This window comes from Aeromonas sp. FDAARGOS 1402, assembly GCF_019046925.1.
Classification (GTDB): domain Bacteria; phylum Pseudomonadota; class Gammaproteobacteria; order Enterobacterales; family Aeromonadaceae; genus Aeromonas; species Aeromonas caviae.
The window spans coordinates 854098-877614 of the sequence record NZ_CP077201.1; the positions used below are offsets into that span (position 1 = coordinate 854098).

General features: G+C 62.0%; 24 protein-coding genes. 5 read left to right on the top strand and 19 right to left on the bottom strand.

Going from position 1 to position 23517, the window contains the following annotated elements; translation table 11 throughout:
* The first annotated feature begins 6 nt into the window (after positions 1–6).
* The gene (locus tag I6L32_RS04055; RefSeq protein WP_010673081.1) at positions 7–1287 is read left to right on the top strand and encodes an HlyC/CorC family transporter; all 1281 of its coding nucleotides are present in this window, start codon (positions 7–9) and stop codon (positions 1285–1287) included.
* 30 nt (positions 1288–1317) lie between these two features.
* On the opposite strand, the gene I6L32_RS04060 is transcribed toward I6L32_RS04055, so the two are convergent.
* Positions 1318–1785, bottom strand: coding sequence for an Rrf2 family transcriptional regulator (locus I6L32_RS04060; RefSeq protein WP_039039978.1), 468 nt, complete (start codon positions 1783–1785; stop codon positions 1318–1320).
* A 111-nt stretch (positions 1786–1896) separates the two neighbouring features.
* Between I6L32_RS04060 and hmpA the strand changes: the two genes are divergently transcribed.
* Positions 1897–3090, top strand: coding sequence for an NO-inducible flavohemoprotein (gene hmpA, locus I6L32_RS04065; protein ID WP_216944729.1), 1194 nt, complete (start codon positions 1897–1899; stop codon positions 3088–3090).
* 82 nt (positions 3091–3172) lie between these two features.
* Here the strand turns inward: hmpA and I6L32_RS04070 are convergent, their stop codons facing one another.
* From I6L32_RS04070 to I6L32_RS04095, 6 genes are all read right to left on the bottom strand, one after another.
* Positions 3173–3826, bottom strand: coding sequence for a tetratricopeptide repeat protein (locus tag I6L32_RS04070; RefSeq protein ID WP_223931817.1), 654 nt, complete (start codon positions 3824–3826; stop codon positions 3173–3175).
* A 402-nt stretch (positions 3827–4228) separates the two neighbouring features.
* On the bottom strand, positions 4229–5164 hold the full coding sequence (gene mdh, locus I6L32_RS04075) for a malate dehydrogenase (RefSeq protein ID WP_010673076.1): 936 nt from the start codon (positions 5162–5164) through the stop codon (positions 4229–4231).
* Between the two features lie 242 nt (positions 5165–5406).
* Entirely contained in the window at positions 5407–6069 is a 663-nt protein-coding gene (gene artM / locus I6L32_RS04080; RefSeq protein ID WP_010673075.1) for an arginine ABC transporter permease ArtM, read from the bottom strand.
* A gap of 2 nt (positions 6070–6071) precedes the next feature.
* Positions 6072–6722, bottom strand: coding sequence for an arginine ABC transporter permease ArtQ (gene artQ, locus I6L32_RS04085; RefSeq protein WP_042014905.1), 651 nt, complete (start codon positions 6720–6722; stop codon positions 6072–6074).
* Between the two features lie 3 nt (positions 6723–6725).
* Complete coding sequence (locus I6L32_RS04090) at positions 6726–7463, bottom strand: arginine ABC transporter substrate-binding protein (protein WP_010673073.1); 738 nt, start codon at positions 7461–7463, stop codon at positions 6726–6728.
* A gap of 24 nt (positions 7464–7487) precedes the next feature.
* Positions 7488–8228 carry an ATP-binding cassette domain-containing protein gene (locus tag I6L32_RS04095; RefSeq protein ID WP_041214472.1) on the bottom strand — a complete coding sequence of 247 codons (741 nt, stop codon included), beginning with the start codon at positions 8226–8228 and terminating at the stop codon, positions 7488–7490.
* A 200-nt stretch (positions 8229–8428) separates the two neighbouring features.
* Between I6L32_RS04095 and argR the strand changes: the two genes are divergently transcribed.
* Complete coding sequence (argR, locus tag I6L32_RS04100) at positions 8429–8899, top strand: transcriptional regulator ArgR (RefSeq protein WP_005308670.1); 471 nt, start codon at positions 8429–8431, stop codon at positions 8897–8899.
* A 79-nt stretch (positions 8900–8978) separates the two neighbouring features.
* Here argR and I6L32_RS04105 read toward each other — a convergent pair whose 3' ends face one another.
* From I6L32_RS04105 to glnK, 5 genes are all read right to left on the bottom strand, one after another.
* Positions 8979–9884 (bottom strand): Dyp-type peroxidase, encoded by a 906-nt coding sequence (locus I6L32_RS04105; RefSeq protein WP_049636465.1) that lies wholly within the window; start codon positions 9882–9884, stop codon positions 8979–8981.
* Positions 9885–9973: 89 nt separating this feature from the next.
* Positions 9974–11008, bottom strand: a complete 1035-nt coding sequence (locus I6L32_RS04110; protein WP_049636466.1) for an ABC transporter ATP-binding protein — start codon at positions 11006–11008, stop codon at positions 9974–9976.
* Between the two features lie 40 nt (positions 11009–11048).
* Positions 11049–12674 (bottom strand): iron ABC transporter permease, encoded by a 1626-nt coding sequence (locus I6L32_RS04115; RefSeq protein ID WP_214003128.1) that lies wholly within the window; start codon positions 12672–12674, stop codon positions 11049–11051.
* A 39-nt stretch (positions 12675–12713) separates the two neighbouring features.
* Entirely contained in the window at positions 12714–13721 is a 1008-nt protein-coding gene (locus I6L32_RS04120; protein ID WP_039039971.1) for a Fe(3+) ABC transporter substrate-binding protein, read from the bottom strand.
* Between the two features lie 228 nt (positions 13722–13949).
* Complete coding sequence (glnK, locus tag I6L32_RS04125; protein ID WP_005332325.1) at positions 13950–14288, bottom strand: P-II family nitrogen regulator; 339 nt, start codon at positions 14286–14288, stop codon at positions 13950–13952.
* 201 nt (positions 14289–14489) lie between these two features.
* Here glnK and arfB point away from each other — a divergent pair, with 201 nt between their 5' ends.
* The gene (gene arfB / locus I6L32_RS04130; protein WP_010673067.1) at positions 14490–14906 is read left to right on the top strand and encodes an alternative ribosome rescue aminoacyl-tRNA hydrolase ArfB; all 417 of its coding nucleotides are present in this window, start codon (positions 14490–14492) and stop codon (positions 14904–14906) included.
* 26 nt (positions 14907–14932) lie between these two features.
* Complete coding sequence (locus I6L32_RS04135) at positions 14933–15427, top strand: methylated-DNA--[protein]-cysteine S-methyltransferase (RefSeq protein ID WP_124813111.1); 495 nt, start codon at positions 14933–14935, stop codon at positions 15425–15427.
* A 607-nt stretch (positions 15428–16034) separates the two neighbouring features.
* Here I6L32_RS04135 and I6L32_RS04140 read toward each other — a convergent pair.
* The 7 genes from I6L32_RS04140 to I6L32_RS04170 all read right to left on the bottom strand — a co-directional run bounded on the left by I6L32_RS04140 (position 16035) and on the right by I6L32_RS04170 (position 23492).
* Positions 16035–17231 carry a NupC/NupG family nucleoside CNT transporter gene (locus tag I6L32_RS04140; protein ID WP_216944730.1) on the bottom strand — a complete coding sequence of 399 codons (1197 nt, stop codon included), beginning with the start codon at positions 17229–17231 and terminating at the stop codon, positions 16035–16037.
* 182 nt (positions 17232–17413) lie between these two features.
* Positions 17414–18349, bottom strand: coding sequence for a LysR family transcriptional regulator (locus I6L32_RS04145; protein WP_039039969.1), 936 nt, complete (start codon positions 18347–18349; stop codon positions 17414–17416).
* Between the two features lie 82 nt (positions 18350–18431).
* Positions 18432–18968 carry a glutathione peroxidase gene (locus I6L32_RS04150; protein ID WP_010673063.1) on the bottom strand — a complete coding sequence of 179 codons (537 nt, stop codon included), beginning with the start codon at positions 18966–18968 and terminating at the stop codon, positions 18432–18434.
* A 59-nt stretch (positions 18969–19027) separates the two neighbouring features.
* Positions 19028–19591 carry an NnrU family protein gene (locus tag I6L32_RS04155; RefSeq protein WP_042864457.1) on the bottom strand — a complete coding sequence of 188 codons (564 nt, stop codon included), beginning with the start codon at positions 19589–19591 and terminating at the stop codon, positions 19028–19030.
* A gap of 260 nt (positions 19592–19851) precedes the next feature.
* Entirely contained in the window at positions 19852–20985 is a 1134-nt protein-coding gene (locus tag I6L32_RS04160; protein ID WP_216944731.1) for a glycerate kinase, read from the bottom strand.
* Positions 20986–20994: 9 nt separating this feature from the next.
* Positions 20995–22257: a GntP family permease gene (locus tag I6L32_RS04165; RefSeq protein WP_039039966.1), complete on the bottom strand. Its 1263-nt coding sequence runs from the start codon at positions 22255–22257 to the stop codon at positions 20995–20997.
* Positions 22258–22376: 119 nt separating this feature from the next.
* Positions 22377–23492, bottom strand: coding sequence for a sugar diacid recognition domain-containing protein (locus tag I6L32_RS04170; protein WP_039039965.1), 1116 nt, complete (start codon positions 23490–23492; stop codon positions 22377–22379).
* Positions 23493–23517: the final 25 nt, after the last annotated feature.

Sequence of the window (23517 nt, forward strand, 5' to 3'; positions counted from 1 at the left end):
CCCTTCTTGGACAGTATCTCAACGAGTACATTGCTGATTGTTCTCGTTATCTTGATCCTTTTGTCAGCCTTCTTCTCCAGTTCCGAAACAGGTCTGATGTCGCTCAACCGCTACAAGCTGCGGCATCTGGCCCAGACCAAGCACAAGGCTGCCCGCCGGGTCGAGAAGCTGCTGGCCAGGCCGGACCGCCTGCTTGGCCTCATTCTCATCGGCAACAATCTGGTCAACATCCTGGCCTCCGCCATCGCGACCATCGTCTGCATCCGGCTGTTCGGGGATCTCGGCGTCGCCATTGCCACCTTCGGGCTGACCCTGGTGGTACTGGTATTCGGGGAAGTCACCCCCAAGACACTGGCGGCCATGTTCCCCGAGCGGATAGCCTACCCTGCCTCTTGGATCCTCAAGGGGCTGATGGTGCCGTTCGCCCCCCTTGTCTGGCTCATCAACAGCATCACGAACCTGCTGCTGAAACTCTTGCGTCTCGAGCACAACAAGGATGATTCCCTCAATTCCGAAGAGCTGCGCACCATCGTCAACGAGGCGGGCAATCTCATTCCCAAGCACCACCAGGAGATGCTGATAAGCATCCTGGATCTCGACAAGATGACGGTGGAGAACATCATGGTCCCGCGCAGCGAGATCTCCGCCATCGACATCAATGACGACTGGAAGATCATACTGCGCCAGCTGGCCCACTGCGCCCACACCAAGATCCTGCTCTATCGCGACAACATTGATGACGTCGTCGGCTTCCTGCACTCACGGGATGCCCTGAGACTGGTCGCCCGGGATCAGTTCAGCAAGTCCAGCCTGCTGCGGGAAGTCGACCCCATCTATTTCATCCCCCAGGGGACCCCCCTCAACGTGCAGTTGGCCAAGTTCCAGCGCAACAAGGAGCGAATTGGCCTTATCGTCGACGAATATGGCGATATTCAGGGGCTGATCACCCTGGACGACATCCTGGAAGAGATTGTCGGTGACTTCACCACCTCCATGACACCGACCCCGAGTGACGAGATCCATCCCCAGCCGGACGGCTCCTTCCTGGTCGAAGGCTCCGCCAGCATCCGCGAGCTGAACAAGGAGATGGACTGGCACCTGCCCATGGACGGCCCACGGACCCTCAATGGCGCCATCCTGGAGTACCTTGAGGAGATCCCCCAACCCAACATCAGTGTCAGGCTGGCGGGCTATCCCATCGAGATCCTCGAAGTGGAGAACAACATGGTGAAGATGGCGAGGATCATGCCGCACCTGTACCGGGACGATTCAGGGTACGAGGATTGAAAAAAGGCTGCCAATGGCAGCCTTTTTGTTTCACTCGCTCTCGTCATCCGGCTCCAGCACCAGAGTGGGGATGAGCTCACCGAACACCTGCTGCAACTCGTCACGGTTTGCCAGCAAATCCTGCAGCGTATAACCATCCATCACCGCGAGGAAGGCGTTCATCGCCTCCTTCAAGGCACTCTTGAGCAGACAGACGGAGACGATATGGCAGACCGGGGAGCTGCAGTCGATCCCGTCCAGATTGCCTTCCAACGCCCGGATCACTTGCCCGATATTGATCTCGTCAGGGGAGCGCGCCATGCGGATGCCACCATTCTTGCCGCGTTGTGACTGCAGATAGCCCAGTTTTACCAACTGGTTCACCACCTTCACCATGTGGTTGCGGGATACGTCGTACAAGGCGGATACCTTGGCCACGCTCGACAGTTCCCCCTCCGGCAGGGTGGCCAGATAGAGCAGGGCTCTCAATCCAAAATCGGTATAGCTCGTTAGTCTCATAGTGCCTGTAGCGCCTAGCGCGAAGAATTGATGATTGATCCAGATCAATTAAACATTTAGGATGCAACTTAATAAGTGACATTCCAGATGTTCAATTAGAAAGGACCTCCTATGTTAGACCAAGCCACCATCGCCGTCATCAAGAGCACCATTCCTTTGCTCGAATCGGCGGGCCCTGACCTCACACGGCACTTTTATCAGCGCATGTTCAGCCACAATCCCGAGTTGAAGGATCTCTTCAACCTGGCTCACCAGCGTAGCGGGGGACAGCCCTTGGCACTGTTCAGTGCGGTGGCGGCCTATGCCAGGAACATTGACAATCTGGGGGCCCTGGCCGGAGCCGTTGAACGCATCGCCCACAAACACACGGGTTTCCTGATCCAGCCGGAACAATATCACATTGTGGGTAGTCATCTCTTGGCCACGCTCAAAGAAATGGGTGGCAACGCTGTCACGGAGGAGGTCCTTACCGCCTGGGGCAAGGCGTACGGTGTGCTGGCCGACATCTTTATCGGCCGGGAGAGCGAGCTCTATCGGGAAAAGGCAAGCCAGGACGGTGGTTGGCAGGGAACCCGCCCTTTCATCATCAAGGAGAAGCGTCAGGAGAGTGAACTCATCACCTCTTTCGTCCTGGCCCCCCTCGATGGCAACCCCGTGTTGCGTTTCAAACCGGGGCAATATCTCAGTATCAAGCTGGTTCATCCCGCCCTCGAGCATCAGGAGATCCGCCAGTACTCCCTCTCGGACGCCCCCAATGGCCGCGACTACCGCATCAGCGTCAAGCGCGAACCCAGGGGTCAGGCCTCCAACCTGTTGCATGATCATCTTCACATCGGTGACACGGTCGACATCATGCCGCCGGCCGGCGACTTCTTCCTGCAAGAGGAGATAGACACGCCCGTGGTGCTGATCTCCGCCGGGGTCGGCCTCACCCCCATGCTGAGCATGCTCAACCACTTGCTGGCCGAGGGCCCGGATATGGATATTCGCTGGCTTCACGCCTGCGAACATGGCGCCCACCACGCGTTCAGGGACGAAATCCGGGCAAAGAGCAGGCAATACGGGAAACTGGAGAGCCGGATCTGGTATCGGGAGCCGGGGGAGCAGGATGTCAAAGGAGAGGATTACGACTTCAGCGGCACTCTGGCACTGGAGCAGGTCACCGACCTCATTCCGGCCGACGCCCACTACTATTTCTGCGGCCCTGTCCCGTTCATGAAGGCAGTCAAAGCTCAGTTGGAGAATGTGGGCGTGCCTGCCGGGCGGATGCACTACGAGGTCTTCGGCCCCCATCAGGGCCTCTGATCCCTCCCCTGACCGGGAGAATGCACAAGGCCCACAAGCACAGCTTCGTGGGCCTTGTAATATCAAAGCGGACTATCAGGACTCAGTGCATCGCCTTGGCACGGGCGATGGCATTGGCGGGCATCCGGTTGCCGAGCCGGCTGAGCAGGCTCGCCGCCTTCTGGTGCATGGCCTTGTCACCGATGACGGCGCCGTGCAGCCAGTGATACGCCTCCTCGTAATCCAGCGGACTCCCCATGCCCTGCAGCAACATCTCCACCCACTCCATCTGTGCCCGTAAGAAGCCGAGGCTCGCGGCTTCCCGCATCAGGGTCTCGGCCCGCACCAGATCCTTCTGAACCAGGATCCCCTTCCAGTAATAGCGGCCAAGCTGTTCCAGCGCCGGCGCCAGCCCCTGGTTGGCGGCCTCCCACATGTACTGCACTCCGATCTGGGCATCCGGCTTGGTGCAAACCCCCCACGCCAGCATGTCCCCCCAGAGGAACTGATAGGCAGGGATCTTCATCACCGAGGCCCGCGCCTCGATATCCTGGGTGAGCTGGCACCTGTCCTGCTTCACCCGGGCCAGATGGCGCCCCTGCTCTATCCAGTTGAGCAGTTCGTCCTGGCGATAGAGCGGCACGGCCTGCAACTCTCCCGCAGCAGCGGATGCCTGCGTCGTCGCCCTGGGCAGCGGCGCCGGGGCCGGGGCAGATGCCACGGGGGCGGCAGCGGCCGGCACCGCGGTTGACGGCATGGGAGCTGTGGCCACACTGGCCGAGGACTCCGCAACCGGTGCTGGGACCGGGGCGGTCGATGGCAAGGCCGCCGAGGGCGTCGGTGCTGTGGCCGGACTGGCCGAGGGCTCCGCAACCGGTGTTGGGACCGGGGCGGTCGATGGCAAGGCCGCCGAGGGCGTCGGGACGGGAGCGGCCGTGACCGCCGTCGACTGGGGTTGCGCAGCGGCCGAGGTGGGCTCCGCACCCTGCAAAGGGAAGCTGCACACACCGATAATGGCGATGAGGGTTCTTGGTTTTATCATAGGGATCTCCTGCTGCCTTCTGTTATCGGCAGCCAGAGCCATCTCCTTAGCCCGCTACACCCAACCCCGAAAATGACAAAGGGGAGCCTGGGCTCCCCTTGCGGTCGACGTAGCAACTTACTTGACGAAGTCGACGCCCAGCTGGATGTCGGCCTTCAGGGTGGCCAGCATGCTGTCCATCGCTTCCTGCTCGAAGGCGCTCAGCTTGCCGTAGTCCAGCACGGTTTCGACACCGTTCTTGCCGAGCAGCACCGGCTGCGCGAAGAAGGTGGCGTGCTCTCCGTTGCCTTCCACATAGGCACACTCGATGACGTTGGCTTCCCCTTGCAGACCCTTGATGAGCGACAGACCGAAACGGCAGGCTGCCTGACCCATGGAGAGAGTGGCGGAACCGCCACCGGCCTTGGCTTCCACCACTTCGGTACCGGCATTCTGGATGCGCTTGGTCATGGCAGCCACTTCCTCAGCGGTGAAGCTGGCGCCTTCAACCTGGGAGAGCAGCGGCAGAATGGTCACGCCACTGTGACCGCCGATGACGTTGACGCGCACCTTGTCAACGTTCAGGCCCTTGGCTTCGGCCACGAAGGTCTCGCCACGGATCACATCCAGGGTGGTCACGCCGAACAGGCGACGCTTGTCATAGACACCGGCTTTCTTCAGCACTTCGGCGGCGATGGCGACCGTGGTGTTGACCGGGTTGGTGATGATGCCGATCAGTGCTTTCGGGCAGGAAGCGGCACACTTTTCCACCAGGTTCTTGACGATACCGGCGTTGATGTTGAACAGGTCGGAACGGTCCATGCCGGGCTTGCGCGCCACGCCGGCAGAGATCAGCACGACATCGGCGCCGACCAGAGCCGGGCTCGGATCTTCACCGCAGAAACCTTTTACTTTCACGTCAGTCGGGATGTGGCTCAGGTCCGCCGCCACGCCCGGAGTGACCGGGGCAATGTCATACAGGCTCAGTTCGGAACCGGCAGGCAGGCGGTTTTTCAACAGCAGAGCGAGGGCTTGGCCGATGCCACCGGCGGCACCCAGAACGGCAACTTTCATGATCAACTCCATGTCTAAGCGTAGGTTTAAGGTTGTTTCTAGTTGGGTTAACGCTGATTCTTATTGTGCGCCTCACCTTAAAGGATCCCCTCCTAAAAAACAATCTGATAACAGTTGTAATCACGGGTTCTGTGAGCCAGGGAACAAGCGGCGATGAAAGCGGAGAGGAATATGCGATAAATGGGAGGAAAGACACAGATTTCCTGTGCTCCCCTCACCATTAAGAGGTAAATGTGACTGCTTCAGGACTGGAAAGCCAGTGCTCGACGCTCACACCAGCGGAAACCAATTGTTAACAATCCATTCATGGTCAGATAGAGCGCTCCGGCCACAGTGAACACCGCCAGAGTGTCATAGGTCTGGGCATTGAGACGCTGGGCCAGCCCCATGATGTCCATGATGGTGATGGTACTGGCGAGCGAACTCCCCTTGAGCACCAGGATCACCTCGTTGGAATAGGCGGGGACCAGCCGACGGGCGGCATGGCGGGTCTTCATCCACAGGGTCTGTCCGGCCGAGAAGCCGAGCGCACGGCAGGCCTCCACCTCACCGGCGGGGATGGCGTCGAGCGCCCCCTTGAACAACCGGGTGGAGTAGGCTGCGGTATTGAAACCGAGCGCCAGCACGGCGCAGAACCAGGGTTGCTTGAGCAGCGGCCAGAGCGGCCCCGCCTTGAGCCATTCAAACTGGCCAGGCCCGTAGTAAATGAGAAAGATCTGGATGAGCAGCGGCGTACCGGTAAAGACCAGTACCCAGAGCTGCACCAGCTGGGTCGCCACCGGAATGCGACGCTCCAGCACCCAGGTCATGCCGGCCGCCATCAGCACGCCCAGCAACAAGCTGAACGCGGTGAGCTGCAGGGTGATCGCCAGCCCTCCCAGCAGGGTCATCAGGTAATCCTGCATGGTCAGCCTCCGTAACGGCGGGTATAGCGGGACGCCTGCTTCAAGCCGAATTCACTCACCAGACTGATGGCCAGATAGATGAGGGCGGCAGCGGCGTACCAGGTGAAGGGTTGATAGGTGCTGGCCGAAGCCATCTGTGCCTGACGCATCATCTCGTTCACCCCGATGAGAGAGACCAGGGCGGTGTCTTTCAACAGCACCAGCCACTGGTTGCCGAGCCCGGGCAGGGCGTGACGCCAGGCCTGGGGCAGCACGATGCGAAAGAAGGTGTGCCCCTTGCCCAGGCCGAGCGCCTGCGCCGCCAGCCGCTGCCCAGGGGGCACCGCATTGAGGGCGGCACGCAGGGTCTGGGTGGCGTAGCTCGCAAACAGCAGGGAGAGCGCCAGCACACCGCAGGCGAACGGGCTGAACTCCACATACTCCCCGGTGATGAGGAACAGCACCTGGGTCGAGCCGAAGTAGATGAAGAGCACCACCAGCAACTCGGGCAGACCACGGATCAAGGTGGTCAGGGTGGCCACGGGCCACACCAACGCACGCTGCTTGCTCAACTCAGCCGCACTGAATGCCAGTGCCAGCACCATGCCACCGACCAGGGATGCCAGGGCCAGCCCGAGGGTCATCCAGGCTGCATCCAACAACAGGCTCAACATGGCTTACTGCGCGAAGTACTTGTCATAGATCTTCTGATAGGTGCCGTTGGCCTTGATCTCGGCCAGCCCCTTGTTCAGCTGGGTCAGCAGCTCCTGGTTGCCCTTGGCCACCGCGATGCCAAAACCGGTACCGAAGTACTTGGCGTCGGTCACCGGGGTACCGACCACGGCGTATTCCTTGTGCTGCTTGAGCCAGTCCGCGGCCACCGCCGTATCGGCAAACACGCCGTCAGTGCGGCCATTCATCATGTCGAGGAAGGCGCTCTGGTAGCTGGCGTAGGGCACGGTCAGCAGACCCTTGCTCACCCAGTTGTCCACCAGATAGGACTGGTGAGAGGTGCCGTTCTGCACGCCGACTGTCTTGTCCACCAGATCGTCCGGCCCCTTGAAGGTCTCTTTCTTGGCGACGAACACCGCGGAGTTCTCGTAATAGATATCGGAGAAGTCGACCTGGGCAGCCCGCTCCGGGGTCACGTCCATGGCGGCGATGACGGCATCATAGCGACGGAACTTGAGGCTGGGGATCAGGCTGTCGAAGGCCTGGTTGTGGAAGCTGCACTCCAGCTTGGCCTGCTCGCAGACAGCGCGGGCCAGATCGATGTCAAACCCCTGGAACTCGTTCTTGTCATCCAGGTATTCGAACGGCGCATAGGTTGCCTCGGTGGCGAACTTGATCTCTTTGGCCAGCACAGAAGTGCTCAGCAGACCCATGGCGGCGATCAGCAACAGACTCTTTTTCATGACAGCTTCCTTATCGACTCAATATCAATGCATCAAGAATTCGGCAAACCGGCTGGTTTGCGGGGACTGGAAGATGGCGGCGGTGCCAGATTCGATGATCCGCCCCTTCTCCAGATAGATCACCTGACTGGCCACCTTGCGGGCGAACTCCACCTCGTGGGTCACCACTACCTGGGTGATGCCGGTCTGGCTCAGGGTGCGGATGATCTCCGCCACCTCTTTGGTAATTTCGGGATCCAGGGCAGCCGTCGGTTCGTCAAACAGCAGCACCTGGGGATCCATCATCAGGGTCCGGGCAATGGCGACCCGCTGCTGCTGGCCACCGGAAAGCCGTGCGGGCCAGGCGTCCCGTTTGTCGGCCAGTTGCAGCTGGGCCAGCAGATAGGCCCCTTTCTCGATGGCCGCCTCGCGGCTCATGCCGAGCACCTTGACGGGCGCTTCAATCAGATTCTCCATCACGGTGAGGTGCGGCCACAGATTGTACTGCTGGAACACCATGCCCACCTTGCGGCGCAGCGCCTGTGCCTGACGGTTGAATTCGGCAGTAGAGAGGCTGGACGGGAAAGAAAATTCACTGTCTGCGATGCGCAACACACCGGCATCCGGCGTGTCCAGCAAGTTCATCATGCGCAGCAGAGAGCTCTTGCCTGCCCCGCTCGGGCCCAGCAATACCAAGGTCTCGCCGGGAGCAGTCCGAAAGCTCACCTGCTGCAGTACCGGCACCTTGTGCCAGGATTTTTCGATGCCGATTAATTCGATACCCATACAGCCCAATTGAATAAGTTTTCAAAATTTCGTCCTGATTCTAGCGTCAGCATAAGTTGATGCAAGCTATATTTGAATCAATATGCAGAACAAGCGCCGCTTCCTTGCCAAAACAGGCATATGAATGCAAAATAGCAGCGCTGTTCGTATCTGCCGCCTGAGCGTGACAGGCGGTCACTCCCCTCATTCGTGAGTCCAAGATGAAACATAACGACAAGCAAGAAAAACTGGCCAAGGCCTTTAAAGCCTTGCTGAAAGAGGAGCGTTTCGGCTCCCAGGCAGAGATAGTGACTGCCCTGCAAGAGATGGGCTTCGAGAACATCAACCAGTCCAAGGTCTCGCGCATGCTGAGCCGCTTCGGCGCCGTTCGCACCCGCAATGCCAAGATGGAGATGGTCTACTGTCTGCCGGTGGAACTGGGCGTGCCCACCACCTCCAGCCCCCTCAAGAACCTGGTGCTGGATGTCGACCACAACGGCGCTCTGGTGGTGATCCACACCAGCCCCGGCGCAGCCCAGCTGATCGCCCGCCTGCTTGACTCCCTCGGCAAGGCCGAAGGGATCCTCGGCACCATCGCCGGTGATGACACCATCTTCATCACCCCGACCAGCGATACCGACATCGAGGAGCTCTACCTCTCCGCCCTCGAGCTGTTCGAGCAGACGCCCTGATCCGGTCGCCTTGGGCGATCCGCACAAAAATCCCGGCCTTGGCCGGGATTTTTTGTTTTGAGCGGTCGGTAGGCCGGGCTTATTTGCCCTCGGCCACCAGAAAATCGACGGAAGGGGCGAAGAAGGCCGCGCCGGTCACCGCCCGGGTGAAGCGCAGCAGGTGATCGAAGTGGCTCCCCTCCCCCTTGTACATACTGGCCAGCATGGCGTTGAAGTGCAGCGGCGTGCGGCAGCAGGAGATGAAGTAGAGCCCCTGCTCGCTCATGGTGCCCCAGGGCATGCTCTGGCGCAGGATCTCCATGGACTCCCCCTTCGGGGTCTTGAGGTTGACCCGCTTGATGTGGGAAGTGAGCGGCTTGTCGGCGGACTCGTATTCGATGTTGTCGACCTTGGTGCGACCTATGATGTCTTCCTGCTCCTTCAGGGCCAGCTTCTCCCAGTCGCTCATGGCGTGGACCCAGCGCTGCACGTGGATATAGGAGCCACCGGCGAACTCGCCGCCGTCCAGCAACGCCACCTCGGCGCGGTGCTCATCCTGCGGGTTCTCGGTGCCGTCGACGAAACCGGTCAGATCCCGGCAATCCTGGTTGCGAAAACCACGGACTTCCTCGGCCAATTCAACAAGCCCGGCCAGCAGGGCCATGACGCGATGACCGGCATGATGCAGCACGTCCACCCGATCAGCACGCAATTGTACGAAGAGATCGAACGGGGTATTGGGGGCCTCCTGACCGTTGGCGGATTGCGCCATGAAACCGCGGAACTGGGGCGGCCGGGCGACAGGATAGAGATCATCCCAGGCGTCGGCCCCGACGGCGACCAGACCGCTGAAGGCCGCATCGGGGAAGTCGGCGCTCACCGCCTCCCAGAGTGCTGGCAGGCTGGCCAGGCGGGAGGTCAGGGCAGCGGCGTCACCGGTGCGATTGAACATCAGATAGAGGGCGTGCAGATTCGGCTCTGCGCAGATCCCGGCTTGGGCTTTCATGTCTCTCTCCAAGTGCGTTGGCTATGGGCGTGGCGCGATTATAAACCAGCGCGCTTCCAGTTCATTGATTTCACGACAATACCACGCACTCAGGGCAAGGGGTCAAACAACACCAGGGCATGAGGCGCCACGGTCACCCGCGCGCGCTCCCCTTCCAGAGGCTCACCGATGCTGGCTTCCAGTTGCTGGCCGCCACACTCCACCAGTACCCGGCAGTGATGGCCCAGGAACTGTTGCTCACGCACCCGGAGCTCACCGTCATCCGCCGCCGTCAGCGCCAGTTGCTGGGGTCTGAGCATGAGCTGCAACCGCGCCCCCACCGCGCGGCCATGGGGCTCCTGACCGCAGATGGTCCCAAGGAGGGTCTGCACGCAGTGGCTGTCCACCACCTCGGCCGCCAGATAATTGACCCCGCCGAGAAACTCCGCCACGAAGCGGTTCCCGGGTCGGCGATAGAGCTGCTCCGGCTCCCCCACTTGCTCGATGCGACCGGCGCGAAACAGGGCCAGCCGATCGGCGAAGGCGAAGGCCTCTTCCTTGCTGTGGCTGACGAAGATGGCACCAATGCCCTGCTGTTTGAGCAGGGCGCGGATCTCGAGGATCAGCTTCATCCGCACCTGGGTGTCGATGTTGGAGAAGGGCTCGTCCAGCAGCATCAGGCGCGGCTTGCACACCAGGGCGCGGGCGATGGCCACCCGCTGCTGCTGGCCGCCGGAGAGCTGATGGGGATAGCGCTCCCCCAACCCCTGCAGATTGACCAGCGCCAGCGCCTCTTCCACCTGCTGCTGGCGGCTGCCGCGATCCTGCCCGGTCAGGCCGAAGCCGACGTTCTCGGCCACCGTCAGGTGAGGAAAGAGAGCGTAATCCTGGAAGATCATGCCGATATGGCGGGCCTCCGGCGGCACACTCACGCCGGGAGCATCGAGCAGGGTCTCTCCCAGCCGGATCTCCCCCTGGGCCAGGGGCAGCAGACCGGCCACCGCCTTGAGCAGCGTGGTCTTGCCACAGCCGCTGGCCCCCAGCAGACAGACTATCTCGTTGTCGGCCACCTGCAGGGAGAGCTGCTCCAGCACGGGGCGGCCATTGTAGTGACAGCTGACCTTCTCGATATTCAGGCAGGACAAGGTTCTTTTCCTCTCGCGTAGTGATGCCGGACGGGGCCGCTCAATGGCCTGGACCATCCAGGGTACGGTTGATCCACAGCAGGGGAATCAGCCCCACCAGCACGATGACGATGGCACCGAGCGCCCCCCGCTCCAGCATCTCGTCCGAGACGAACTGATAGACGTGGGTCGCCAGGGTTTCGAAGTTGAACGGCCGCAGCAGCAGGGCGGCGGGCAGCTCCTTCATGGATTCGATGAACACCAGCATGGCGCCGGCAAAGAGGCCGCGCCGTACCAGCGGCAGGTGAATGCGACGCAGCATGCCGCCCGCCCCCTGCCCCAGAGAGCGGGCCGCCATGTCGAGGCTGGGGGAGATCTTGCTCATGCTGCTCTCCACCGACCCGATGGCGATGGCCACGAAGCGCACCAGATAGCCGAACACGATGGCGGTGAGGGTGCCGGTCAGGAGCAGACCGGGGCCCGGCATCCCGAGCCACTCGGCCAGATCGTTGATGCCAAAATCAAGGGCCGTGAGCGGCACCAGCACGCCGATGGCCAGCACGGTCCCCGGCATGGCATAGCCCATGGCGGCGAGGCGCAGGGGCAGCAGGCTGCGAGTCCCCCCATCGAGGCGACGGAAGAAGCCGAGCAGCAGGGCAATGGCCATGGCCAGCAGGGCGGTCAGGGCCGAGATGGCGAGGCTGTTGCCCGCAAAGCGCACGAATTCGGGCGTCCACGACAGCGCGAAGTAACGCACCCCGTAATCGAACAGGATGACGAACGGCAGGGCGAACCCCGCCAGCACCAGGCCCCAGCACCAGAGCCCGGCCAGCACGCCCCTCAGGCCCCTGAGTGGGTAACGCAGGGGCTGCTCGAAGCCCATGGACTTCTGGAACACCTGCTGGCGCTGGCGGGAGCGGCGTTCCAGCGCGATGAGCAGCACCACCGCCAGCAGCATCAGACAGGAGAGCTTGGCGGCGGTCGCCAGGCTGCCGTAGCCGAGCCAGGTGTCGTAGATGGCGGTGGTCAGGGTGTTGATGGCAAAGAAGTGGACGGTGGCAAAGTCCGCCAGAGTTTCCATCGCGACCAGAGATGCCCCCACCATGATGGCCGGGCGGGCCAGGGGGAGGCTCAGGCGGCGAAAGCTCTGCCAGGGGGTGCAGCCGAGCAGACGGCTGGAGTGAATGAGGCTGACCGACTGCTCCAGGAAGGAGGCCCGTGCCAGCAGATAGACATAGGGGAAGAGCACCAGCGCCAGCACCCAGGCGGCGCCCCCGAGGGAGCGAATGGCCGGGAACCAGTAGTCGGCCGGTCCCTGCCAGCCAAACAGGGCACGCAGCCCCGCCTGCAGCGGGCCCGAGTAGTCGAGCAGGTCGGTATAGACGTAGGCAACGATATAGGAAGGCATCGCCATGGGCAGCATCAGCGCCCATTGCAGGGCGCGGCGCCCCGGCACCTCGCACATGGCCACCAGCCAGGCGGTGGGCACCCCGAACAGCAGGCTGAGGCAGACCACCCCCAGCACCAGACCGGACGTGTTTCGCAGATAGTCGGGCAGTACGGTATCGGCGAGGTGGGCAAACAGTTCCCCATCAGCCGAGAAGGCGGAGAAGACCAGGGCGAGTACCGGCAAACCCAGCAGCAGGGCGGTGGCCCAGCTGCCGGCAATCCATCCAAAATGTTTCATGAGTCCACAGAAGTTGATGGGGCCGTTGGCCCCATCTGATTACAAGTCGAATTTCACTTCATCCAGCAGTTGCAAGGCGTCCTTGCGGTGCTTGGCATAATCGCTGACCGGCATGGGGTCAGACTTGAACGTGCCCCAGGACTTGACCATGGCAGAAGGCTCGACCCCCGCCTTGACCGGGTACTCGGCATTCACATCCGCATACATGTGCTGGGCGGTATCCCCGGAGAGGAACTCCATCAGCTTCTGTGCTGCGTCCTTGTTCTTGGCATACTTGGTCATGGCCACGCCGCTCACGTTGACGTGGGCACCGCGATCACCCTGGTTCGGGAAGTTGATTTCCACCGCGTCGGCCCAGGACTTCTGCGCCGGGTCCTTCAACATGGCACCCAGGTAGTAGCTGTTGCCCAGGGAGACATCACAGATGCCGTCCTTGATCGCCTTGACCTGATCACGGTCGTTGCCCTGGGGCTTGCGCGCCAGGTTGGCCTTGACCCCTTCCAGCCAGGTCTTGGTATCCGCCATGCCGTGATGGGCAATCATGGACGAAACCAGCGCCACATTGTACTCGTGCTTGCCGCTACGGGTACAAATTTTTCCTTTGAATTCAGGCTTGACCAGATCTTCGTAGCGGATGGTGTCGAGCTTGCCAAGACGCTCCTTGCTGGAGTAGATGGCACGCACCCGGGTGGTCAGGGCGAACCAGCGGTTGTCCGGATCGCGATAGATGGAGGGGATGTTCTCCTGCAGCGTCTTGCTGTCCACCGGCTGCACCAGGTCCTTGTCCACCAGCTCGGTCAGACGGCTGATGTCCACGGTCAGCATCAGATCGGCCGGAGAGAGCTTGCCTTCCCGTTCCAGACGCTCGTTCAGCCCCTCTTTGGCAAACACCACATTGACCTTGATCCCGGTCTCCTTCTCGAACTGCTGGATGATGGGCTTGATCAGCTCATCCTGACGGTTCGAATAGACGTTTACCTCCTGGGCGGCGAACGCCGACTGGGCGACAAGCGTGGAGAAAGCCAGTGCCAACATCTTCATTTTCATCATCCGTTCCTTGTCTGCGTAAAGAGTGATAACCATTTTCGTTTGCATTCTGCATGAATCAGGAGGAGAGGATCAAGGCGGTTTGCTGGGTTGGAACGATCTATTTAATCAGCGGCCAAACAAAAAGACCGGATGGAATCCCATCCGGTCTTTCGACGACCACCCATTTACACTGTCGGCAGAACCTGCCCGGACCTTTGCCCGACCCGGCCGGGCAAAGGAGCGTACTCAGAGCGCCTCGTCGTCGCTCTCACCAGTACGAATACGCACCGCTTGCAGCAGGTCATAGACGAAAATCTTGCCGTCACCGATCTTGCCGGTATAGGCCGCCTTGCAGATGGCCTCGATCACCCCTTCGACGTTCTCGTCTGCGGTGGCGATCTCCAGCTTCACCTTCGGCAGAAAGTCGACCTGGTACTCGGCCCCCCGATATAATTCGGTGTGCCCCTTCTGGCGACCAAAACCCTTCACTTCGGAGACGGTCAGGCCTTCCACCCCCAGGTTGGCGATGGCCTCGCGCACGTCGTCCAACTTGAAAGGTTTGATAATCGCAGTAATCAGCTTCATCTGGTTGCTCCCAATCCATGGTATGTCACGAATGGGTCATCAATTCTTGTGCCAAGTATTTTTATCGTTTATTTTCATATAGATAGATATGACACTCTGAGCCAGAAAGGCTCAGGATCACCAAGGAAGCGCATCTCGCCCCATAATGAGGCACCAAGCTGCACCAGACTCCCTTGATGCACCAAATGAGAGCATCACCCCATGTTAGTCATCTCCAACAGCGTGATCATCCCCTGGCATGAACTGCAATTCCAGACCATGCGGGCCCAGGGCAATGGCGGGCAGCACGTCAACAAGACCGACTCCGCCGTCTGGCTGCGCTTCGATTATCGCGACTCCCCCAGCCTGCCGCCGCTCTACAAGGAGGGACTGGAGCGGCTCAGCGACAGCCGGGTTCACGACGGCTTCATCCAGATCAGGGTCGAGACCCATCGCAGCCAGGACATGAATCGCAAGGAGGCCATGAGCCGCCTGACCGAGCTGCTGAAAAAAGCCGCGTGGCGCCCCAAGGCCCGCCACGCCACCAAGCCGACCCGCAGCTCCCAACGCAAGCGGGTCGATGCCAAGAAACGCAAGGGAGAGATCAAATCCACCCGCGGCAAGCCCGTGTTGGAGTGACCTGCCACAAGCCCGAGGACAAGAGAATGCAGTACAGCTTTTGTGAATGTGCCAAGGGGCCCTTGCTCATCGCCATCGATGGGGCCGGGCTGCGCCACGTGGAATTCATGCAAGGGGAGCGCCCCGTCCTGCCGCAACCGGAGTGGCAGCGGGATGATGCCGCCCTGGCCCCCTTCGTCGAGCAGTTTGCCGCCTACTTTGCCGGCCGACTGCGGCGCTTCGATCTCCCCCTGGCCGCCACGGGCACACCATTCCAGCAGGCCGTGTGGCGGGCGTTGTGCGACATTCCCTACGGCGAGACCGTCAGCTACCTCCAGATTGCAGAGGCCATCGGCAACCCCAGGGCCGTGCGGGCGGTGGGCGCCGCCAACGGCCGCAATCCCCTCAGCATCATAGTGCCCTGCCACAGGGTCATAGGGCGCAGCGGTGAACTGACCGGCTACGGGGGAGGCATCCCCATCAAGCGCTGGTTGCTGGCACTGGAGCAGGAGACCGCAGACCACTTCGCGCTGACCCCATGAAAGGGCGCGCCTCCTGTCAAATGCGGGTTGCGGGTGCAGGCACCACAGACCACAGGCCACTCGCGCGGATCCTCTGACGAGCGGCATCTCCATCACATACGAGTTGCTGGTCCCAACAGCAGACCGCAGGCGGCGTTGCACTGCCCATGACGGGCAACACCCCAATCACATGCTGGTTGTTTGCCATCTGACAGCATGGTTACGTGATGCATTGAGCCGTCACCGGGATAATCTGCCGCCGTATCCGCCCCATGGCAGGAGCATACCCACCGCCCCGATTCATCTTTCCTTTGAGTCGCAAAACAAAATAAATCACTGATTATTTATTTTATTTCAGCATCAAACATTTAAAAATCACATTAACGCAGAATTTTGAAAATGAACACAGTATGAAGAATCGCCTCAGAAGCGCTTCAGAGAGCATCAGGCATCATGGCTTCACACTTGGATGGGACGGCTCATCCCTCATTCAGGTGGCACCCATGTGACGCTTCCAATCTGTCTTTTCCCCGCGCCTCCCCAGAGGCGCTTTTTTTTGCCTGCAAGCGGGTGCAAAAAAGCCCGCCGAAGCGGGCAATGACCGGAAGGTGCTGACTTCCAGGGTCTATCAGAGGGCGAGGAACAAGCCTGCCAGGGAGGCGCTCATCAGGTTTGCCAGCACCCCCGCCAGGATGGCGCGCATGCCGTAGCGGGCGATGAAGGACTTGCGCTCCGGCACCATGGCCCCCAGGCCGCCGATGAGGATCGCCATGGAAGAGATGTTGGCGAAACCGCACAGGGCGAAGGTGACGATGGCCTTGCTCGACTCGTTCAAGGTCTGATCCTGCACCAGGGCAATGAAGGCGACGAACTCGTTGATGACGATCTTGGTGCCGATAAGCGCCCCAGCCGCCTGGGCCTGATCCCAGGGGACGCCGATGAGCCAGGAGACGGGGGCAAACAGCCAGCCCAGGATGATCTGGAAGCTCAGCTCCAGCCCCACCAGGTCGCTGGCCCAGCCCAGCAGGCCGTTGAGCAGGGCGATCACGCCGACGAAGGCCAGCAGGGTCGCCCCCACGGCGACGGCGATGTTGAGACCCGCCATGGCGCCATCGGCGGCCGCTTCAATGACGTTGGTGGCGCGGGGGATCTCCACGTCTTCGTGGTGATCTTCCTCTTGCGCGGCGGGCGGCACCAGGATCTTGGCCATGGCAAGCCCGGCAGGGGCGGACATGAAGGCCGCCGCAATCAGGTATTTCAGCTCGACCCCGATGCTGGCGTAGCCCACCAGGGTGCCGCCAGCTACCGAGGCCAGCCCGCAGCTCATCACCGCAAAGAACTGGGAATCGGACATCCTGGAGAGATAGGGTTTGACCACCAGCGGCGCTTCCACCATGCCGACAAAGATGTTGGCGGTGGCAGAGAGGCTCTCGGCACGGCCGGTGCCCAGCAATTTCTGCAGGCCGCCGCCGAGCAGGGCGATCACTTTGGGCATCAGGCCGATGTGATAGAGGATGGCGATCAGCGCGGAGAAGAAGATGATCACCGGCAGCACGTTGAAGGCGAAGATGAAGCCCAGCTTGAACTTGGCCAGATCCCCGAACAGGAAGGCAATCCCCTCCTGGCCGTAGCCGATGACGCTGCTGACGCTCTCGCTGACACCGTTCAAGACCTGTTGACCGGCGGGCAGCCAGAGCACCAGGGCGGCGAAGAGCACTTGCAGGCAGAGGGCAAAGCCCACTGTTCGCAACGGGATACGACGACGATTATCAGAGCAGAGTGCGGCCAAGGCCAGGATGCTCAGGATACCAAGCAGGGCAATCATGGGGATTCCATCCAGTGAGGCTGAAGATGGGCGCGGATTCTGCTCCCCTCCCCTCACCGCCGCAACCCTGCAGGGTTACAACCCTGTTAGCAAAAACGTTTGCACGATATCGGTTGCGCCAACTGACTGATTTGACACAACTTTGAAACCGCACTCACGCCAGTGTTCTTGTATGGAAACGATTATTCCTCGGTGCCGGACAATTTCCCCCCGAGCCAGGGTGCGAGTCGCTGCGCCCAGTAGGGCCCGGGTCCGAAGCTCTCCTTGAGGAAGTCGATGAAGAGGCGGATCTTGGGATCCAGATGCTCTCGCCTGGCATAGACGGCGTGCACCGCCATCTTCTGGTTCGGTTGCCACTGGGGCAGCAGAGGGATGAGCTGACCAGATTGCAGCTCCTTGTCCAGCAGGTAGTTGGCCACATAGGCGATGCCGAGCCCGGCCAGGGCGGCGTCCCGCACCGCTTCCGCCAGATCCACCCGATAGTTGCCCGCCACCTGCACCGTCTGGCGCTCCTTGCCCTGGCGAAATGACCACTCGTGGTAGCGCCGCTCCCGGCTCTGGTAGGTGATGCAATTGTGATGGGCCAGATCCCTGGGGTGCAGTGGCGTGCCGTGACTCAGCAGATAATCCGGCGAGGCCACCAGCACGAAGCCGATGTCTGCCAGTCGCTGCCCGACCAGGGACTCGGGTTTGTCCTCGTAGGTGGTGATCCAGAGATCCAGCCCCTCATCCACCAGATTGGTGCGGTGATCGAACAGGGACACCTCCAGCTCCAGATCCGGATAACGTGCCTGAAACGCCTTGAGGCGCGGGATCACGTGCAATCGCCCGAAGGATTGACCAACCCCCAGATGGAGCACGCCGCTCACCTTGCCACGGCGCTCCGCCACCATGGATTCCGCCTCCAGCGCCACCGCCACCAGAGCGCGGCAGTGGCGGGCATACTCCAGACCCAGTTCGGTGAGCCCGAAACGGCGAGTAGTGCGCTGTACCAGCTGGGCGCCGAGCGCGGTTTCCAGCAGGGCGAGTTGCTTGCTGATGTGGGATTTGGAAACCCCGAGGCGGCGCGCAGCCGCCGAGATGCCCTGTTCACGAACCAGGGCATCGAAGATCACCATTTGGGGAAGACGTTGCAGCACGGTGTCACCGGAGTGGATGGCGGGGCCGCATTATTCCAGAGTGGCCCGCCATGGGGTAGGGTCAGTGCCCCAGGGCATCGATGATCTGCTGTTTGAGAGGATCATCCGACGGATTCTGGTTGGCGCCATAGCTCGCAATCAGCTTGCCGTCCCGCCCGACCAGGTACTTGTGGAAGTTCCAGTTGGGCGCATCACCGTCGGCAGCAGCGGCCAGCCCCTTGAACAGCGGCACCGCATCCGAACCCCGCACCGCCACCCGATTGAACATGGGGAAGGTCACCCCGTAGTCCCGGCGGCACACCTCGGCGGTCTTGTTCTCGTTGCCCGCCTCCTGCCAGAAATCGTTGGAAGGGAAGCCCAGCACCATCAGTCCCTTCTCCTTGTAGCCCTGATAGAGGGCTTCCAGATCCCGGAACTGACCGCTGTAACCGCAGTATGAGGCGGTGTTGACCACCAGCACCACCTTGCCCTCGGTCAACTGGCAGAGGTTGTGGCGCTGGGTGCTGTTGAGCTCCCGCATCTCCACGTTGAAGTAATCGGGGCAGGCGGCAGAGACCGCGCCCGAGCCGAGCATCAGCAGCAGGGTGAACCATTTCATCGACGTGACTCCCATTGTTTTGTCCATCATACGCAAGACCCCGGAATCTGGTTCAGGGATCAGTGCAGGGGGATCCCGGTCAGCCAGCCGTGTCCCCAGAAGATAAGCAGAGCCGTGAGGGCCAGCCCCGCCCCCAGACTGATCCCCGTCCCCTGCCAGGTGGCGGCGGCACGGGGGTGACGGCCCCACTCCCGCATCGAAATCCAGACGATGCTGATGAGAGCCCAGAGACCGAGCCCGCCAAACAGCACCAGGGAGCGCGCCTCGCTGTTCACCGCCAGATGGGCCCCCGACCAGAGCAGCACCCCGAGCAGCTGGGGGTGCACCAGCCAACGACGGAAATGGTTCGCCCCCTGCCCCGCACACAGCAGGACAAGGGCGATCGGCATGATCCCCATCACCAGGGTGGGCCCCCAGACAGGCAGAAAATAGAGGGGCATGGGACTGGCACTGCGCCAGCCTGCGAGGATGCAGCCGATGGCGACGAACACCAGCAGCGAGAAGAGCCCCTTGTAGCGGTTCTCCCCCAGCCGCTCCCGCAGACGGGCGCGGTGCTGTGCCGCGAAACAGGGGTAAAGATGAGTCAGGGTGAACAACACCACCCCCAGGGTCAGCAGGATCATGGCTCGCACCTCGCATATTGCCCCCCGGAATGGGAAGCCCTCCCTCAGGCGGGCCTTGTTTCTCGTGGCTCCCTCACTGTCGGGAGATCACTATGCCGCAAAGCCCCTTGTCAGAATACAAAAACCATATGAAAGACAGCAGGATAATAAAAAAGCCGACCCAGGGATCGGCAAGTGCGTCAGAGGTGCCACGCCGGGCCGCTCACTCTGCTGCACGGGGCAGGGTCAGGCCGATGCACCGCATCGGCCAGGAGAGAGGGTCATTTGCGCAGCAGGTAGAGAGCCGCCACGTTGCGGGCCGTGAGCTGCAGGTTGGTGGTGGCGGTGGCCAGCGCCTCCGGCAGGGACATGGCCCGATTGACCACGGCGAACACCGCATCCAGCCCATGCTCGTGCACCACGCCGCAGTCATCGGTGAGGCATCCGGCGATGCCGATCACCGGCTTGCCGAACTGCTTGGCACAGCGAGCTACCCCGATGGGCGTCTTGCCATGGATGGTCTGGCTGTCGATGCGGCCCTCGCCGGTGATGACCAGATCCGCATCGGCCACCGCCTCGGCCAGGTTCAGCGCCTCGATGACGATCCGGATGCCGGGTTTGAGCTCGGCGCCGAGCAGCCCCACCAGGGCTGCCCCCATGCCGCCTGCGGCCCCCGTTCCCGGGATCTCCTTCACCTGCTTGCCAAGCGCCTGCTCGATACAGCCCGCGTAACGGGCCAGATTGGCATCCAGCTCGGCCACCATCTCGGGAGTTGCCCCCTTCTGTGGACCGAACACGGCGGACGCCCCTTTCGGGCCGCACAGCGGATTGTCCACGTCGCAGGCCACCTCGATGGTGAGCCCGGCCAGACGGGAGTCCAGCCCGCTCAGGTCAATGGTGGAAAGCTCGGCCAGACCAGCGCCGCCCAATGCGATGGGGCTGCCATCCGCCTTCAGGAGCTTGCCGCCGAGGGCCTGGATCATGCCGGCGCCGCCGTCATTGGTGGCGCTGCCGCCGATGCCGAGGATGAGGTGGTTCACCCCCATCTCCAGCGCGGCCAGGATCAGCTCCCCGGTGCCGACGCTCGAGGTGAGCCGCGGATTGCGCTGCTCGGGCGCCACCAGATGCAGGCCGGAGGCCGCCGCCATCTCGATCACGGCCCGTTTGCCATCCCCCAGCAGGCCCACGAAGCCCTGCACCCTGTTGCCGAGGGGGGCGGTCACCTCGACCGGCAGGATGCGACCACCGGTGGCATCCACCAGAGACTGCACCGTCCCCTCGCCGCCATCGGCCATGGGCAGCTTGACGTAGGTGGCATCCGGCAGCACCTGCTTGAAACCGGCCTCGATGGCATCGGCCACCGCCATGGCGCTCAGGCTCTCCTTGAATGAATCGGGGGCGATCACAATTTTCATATCAGTTCCTTAGGCGAGGCCAAACACGCCAAACATCAGGGTGGAGACAACGGCGATGGTCAGACCGACTGCGGTTTCGTAGGGGATGAGCTTGAGTCGCTCGCCGACGCCCATGTGGACGCTGCCGCCAGTGGCATGGAAGAAGGAGCCGTGGGGCATGTGGTCAAACACGGTGGCACCGGCGTGGATCATGGCGGCCCCTGCCAGGCTGCTGATCCCCAGTTCAATCAGAGTGGCGCTGAACACGTTGGAGGCCACCACGGTCCCGGCCGTGGTCGAGGCGGTCGCCAGCGACATCAGGGCTCCGGAGATGGGGGCCAGCAGATAGGAGGGCAGACCGGAAGCGGTCAGGCCGCTGATGAGCACATCTTTCAGGCCGGAGTTGGCGATGATGCCCGCCAGGGTACCCGTCCCCAGCAGCATGATGGCCACCGGCGCCATGCGGGCCAGGCCCGAGACGGCAAACTGGTTCACCTTGGTGAACTTGCCCATCATCAGGGCCCCCACCAGGCCGCCGAGAGGCAGCGCAATGAGCGGGTCCACCACGATGCCGGCGATGGGACGCAGGGCCAGCAGCAGGATGGCGACCAGGGGCGCACTGATGGCGGCGGCAAAGCCGGGCAACTTGGCACCGTCAAAGCTCACCACCTCGTCGGCGGCCACCTTGCTGCCCCGGTTGTTGAGGCGCTTGGCGAGCCAGTAGGCCATCACCAGACCGAACAGGCCGGGAATGATGCCCGCCGCCATCACCGAGGTGAGAGGCAGGTGGAAGGCATCGGCTGCCGCAATGGCGTTGGGGTTGGGAGACATGACGTTGCCCGCCTTGCCACCGCCTATCATCGCCAGCAGGATGGCCGCCTTGGAGAGATCGGCACGGCGGGCGATGGCCAGCGCAATGGGGGCGACCGTGATGACGGCCACGTCCACGAAGACGCCGACCGCGGTCAGGATCAGGGTGGCCAGCGCCAGGGCCAGCAGGGCGCGGGTTTCGCCGAGTTTCTTGACGATGGTCTCGGCGATGGTGGTGGCTGCGCCCGATTCGATGAGCACCCCGGCCAGCACACCCGCCGCCAGGATCCGCATCACCGCCGTGGTGATCCCCTGGGCGCCGCCGATCATCAGGGCGACGGTCTGGGTCAGGTCGGCGCCACCGATCAGGCCACCGGCCAGGGCACCGACAATCATGCCGTAAGCGGGCGGCACCTTCTTCAGGATGAGGAAGATGGCGATGGAAAGCGCGGCGAGCGCGCCGAGCGCGGAGACTGGGATCATGACGGGCACCTTGTTGTTGTAATGAGTGGCGCCATTATGGGGATCCCCGCCTGGAATGCTTTGGCCATAAAACCAAAAAAAGCATTTACCGGCCTTGTATTTTTGTTGGAAAAGACAAATCAGCTATCGAGACTGAGCCCGAGATAGAGCAGAAACTTGTCATCTAACTTGTTGAAATTCAAGCCGGTTATCTGCTCTATCCGGGTCAGTCGATAACGCAGGGTGTTGGGGTGAATGAACAGGGCTTCGGCACAGGGATGCAGATCACAATCCTGCAAGAAATATTGGCGCAGCGTCTTTTGCAGCGTTCCCTTTGTGTCCTCCTGCGCCAGCTTTTGCAGCGGAGCCCGTAGCTGATCCGCCTGCCAGGAGTCCGCCAGGGTGCCGAGCAGCACTGAGAGCCGGTAATCCTCGAAGAAATAGACCTGCTTGCGGGGCGACTGGCGCATGCCACGGCGCAAGGTGTCTCGCGCCGTCTGGTAGGAGAGCGCCAGCCCGGGGATGCCGGCGAAGTAATCACCCACCCCGATGCGAACCTTGAAATGGGGAATACGGGAGAGCAGCTGCCGGATCCGGCTGCGCTCCTGCGCCGACTGCCAGACGCCGTCGCTGAGCTGGGCGGGTTTGAGCACCACTATCTCGTCCAGGCCGTTGATGGCCACCAGGTTGTCCCGCTCCGGGTTTTCCAGCAGGTGAACCAGCTCCCTCACCTGGGCGGGCTCGGCCTCCTCCAGCGCCAGCACGGCCACCACCCGGGGCTGGGCGAGATCCAGCTCGAGGAAGCGGGCCACCTGTTGCAATTGATCGGCCCGCCCTTCGCCGCGAATGAGCTGCAACACCAGCTCCTCCTTGTGGCGCTTGTCCCACTGCAACTGCTCGGTGAGCGCCGCCTGTTCCAGGATGAGCTCGGCGGTCATGCGCACCAGCTCGGCGTAAGCACGCACGATGTCCGGATCCCCAGAGATGCCGATGACACCGAGCAGCTCCCCCTGATAGGCGATGGGCAGGTTGATGCCGGGCCTCACCCCCTTGAGCTCCCGGGCGGTGGCCTCGCTTATCTCCACCACCCGGTTCTCGGTCAGGGCCAGCACGGCCCCCTCGTGGCGCTGGTGCAGCCGCTCCGGATTGCCGGACGCAATGATGAGTCCCCGTTCATCCATGACGTTGACCGAGAACGAGAGGATCTTCATCGCCCGGCTGACTATCTGATGCGCGAGCGCGTCGTTGAGCTGCATTGCCTCTCCATACCATTCGTTGACA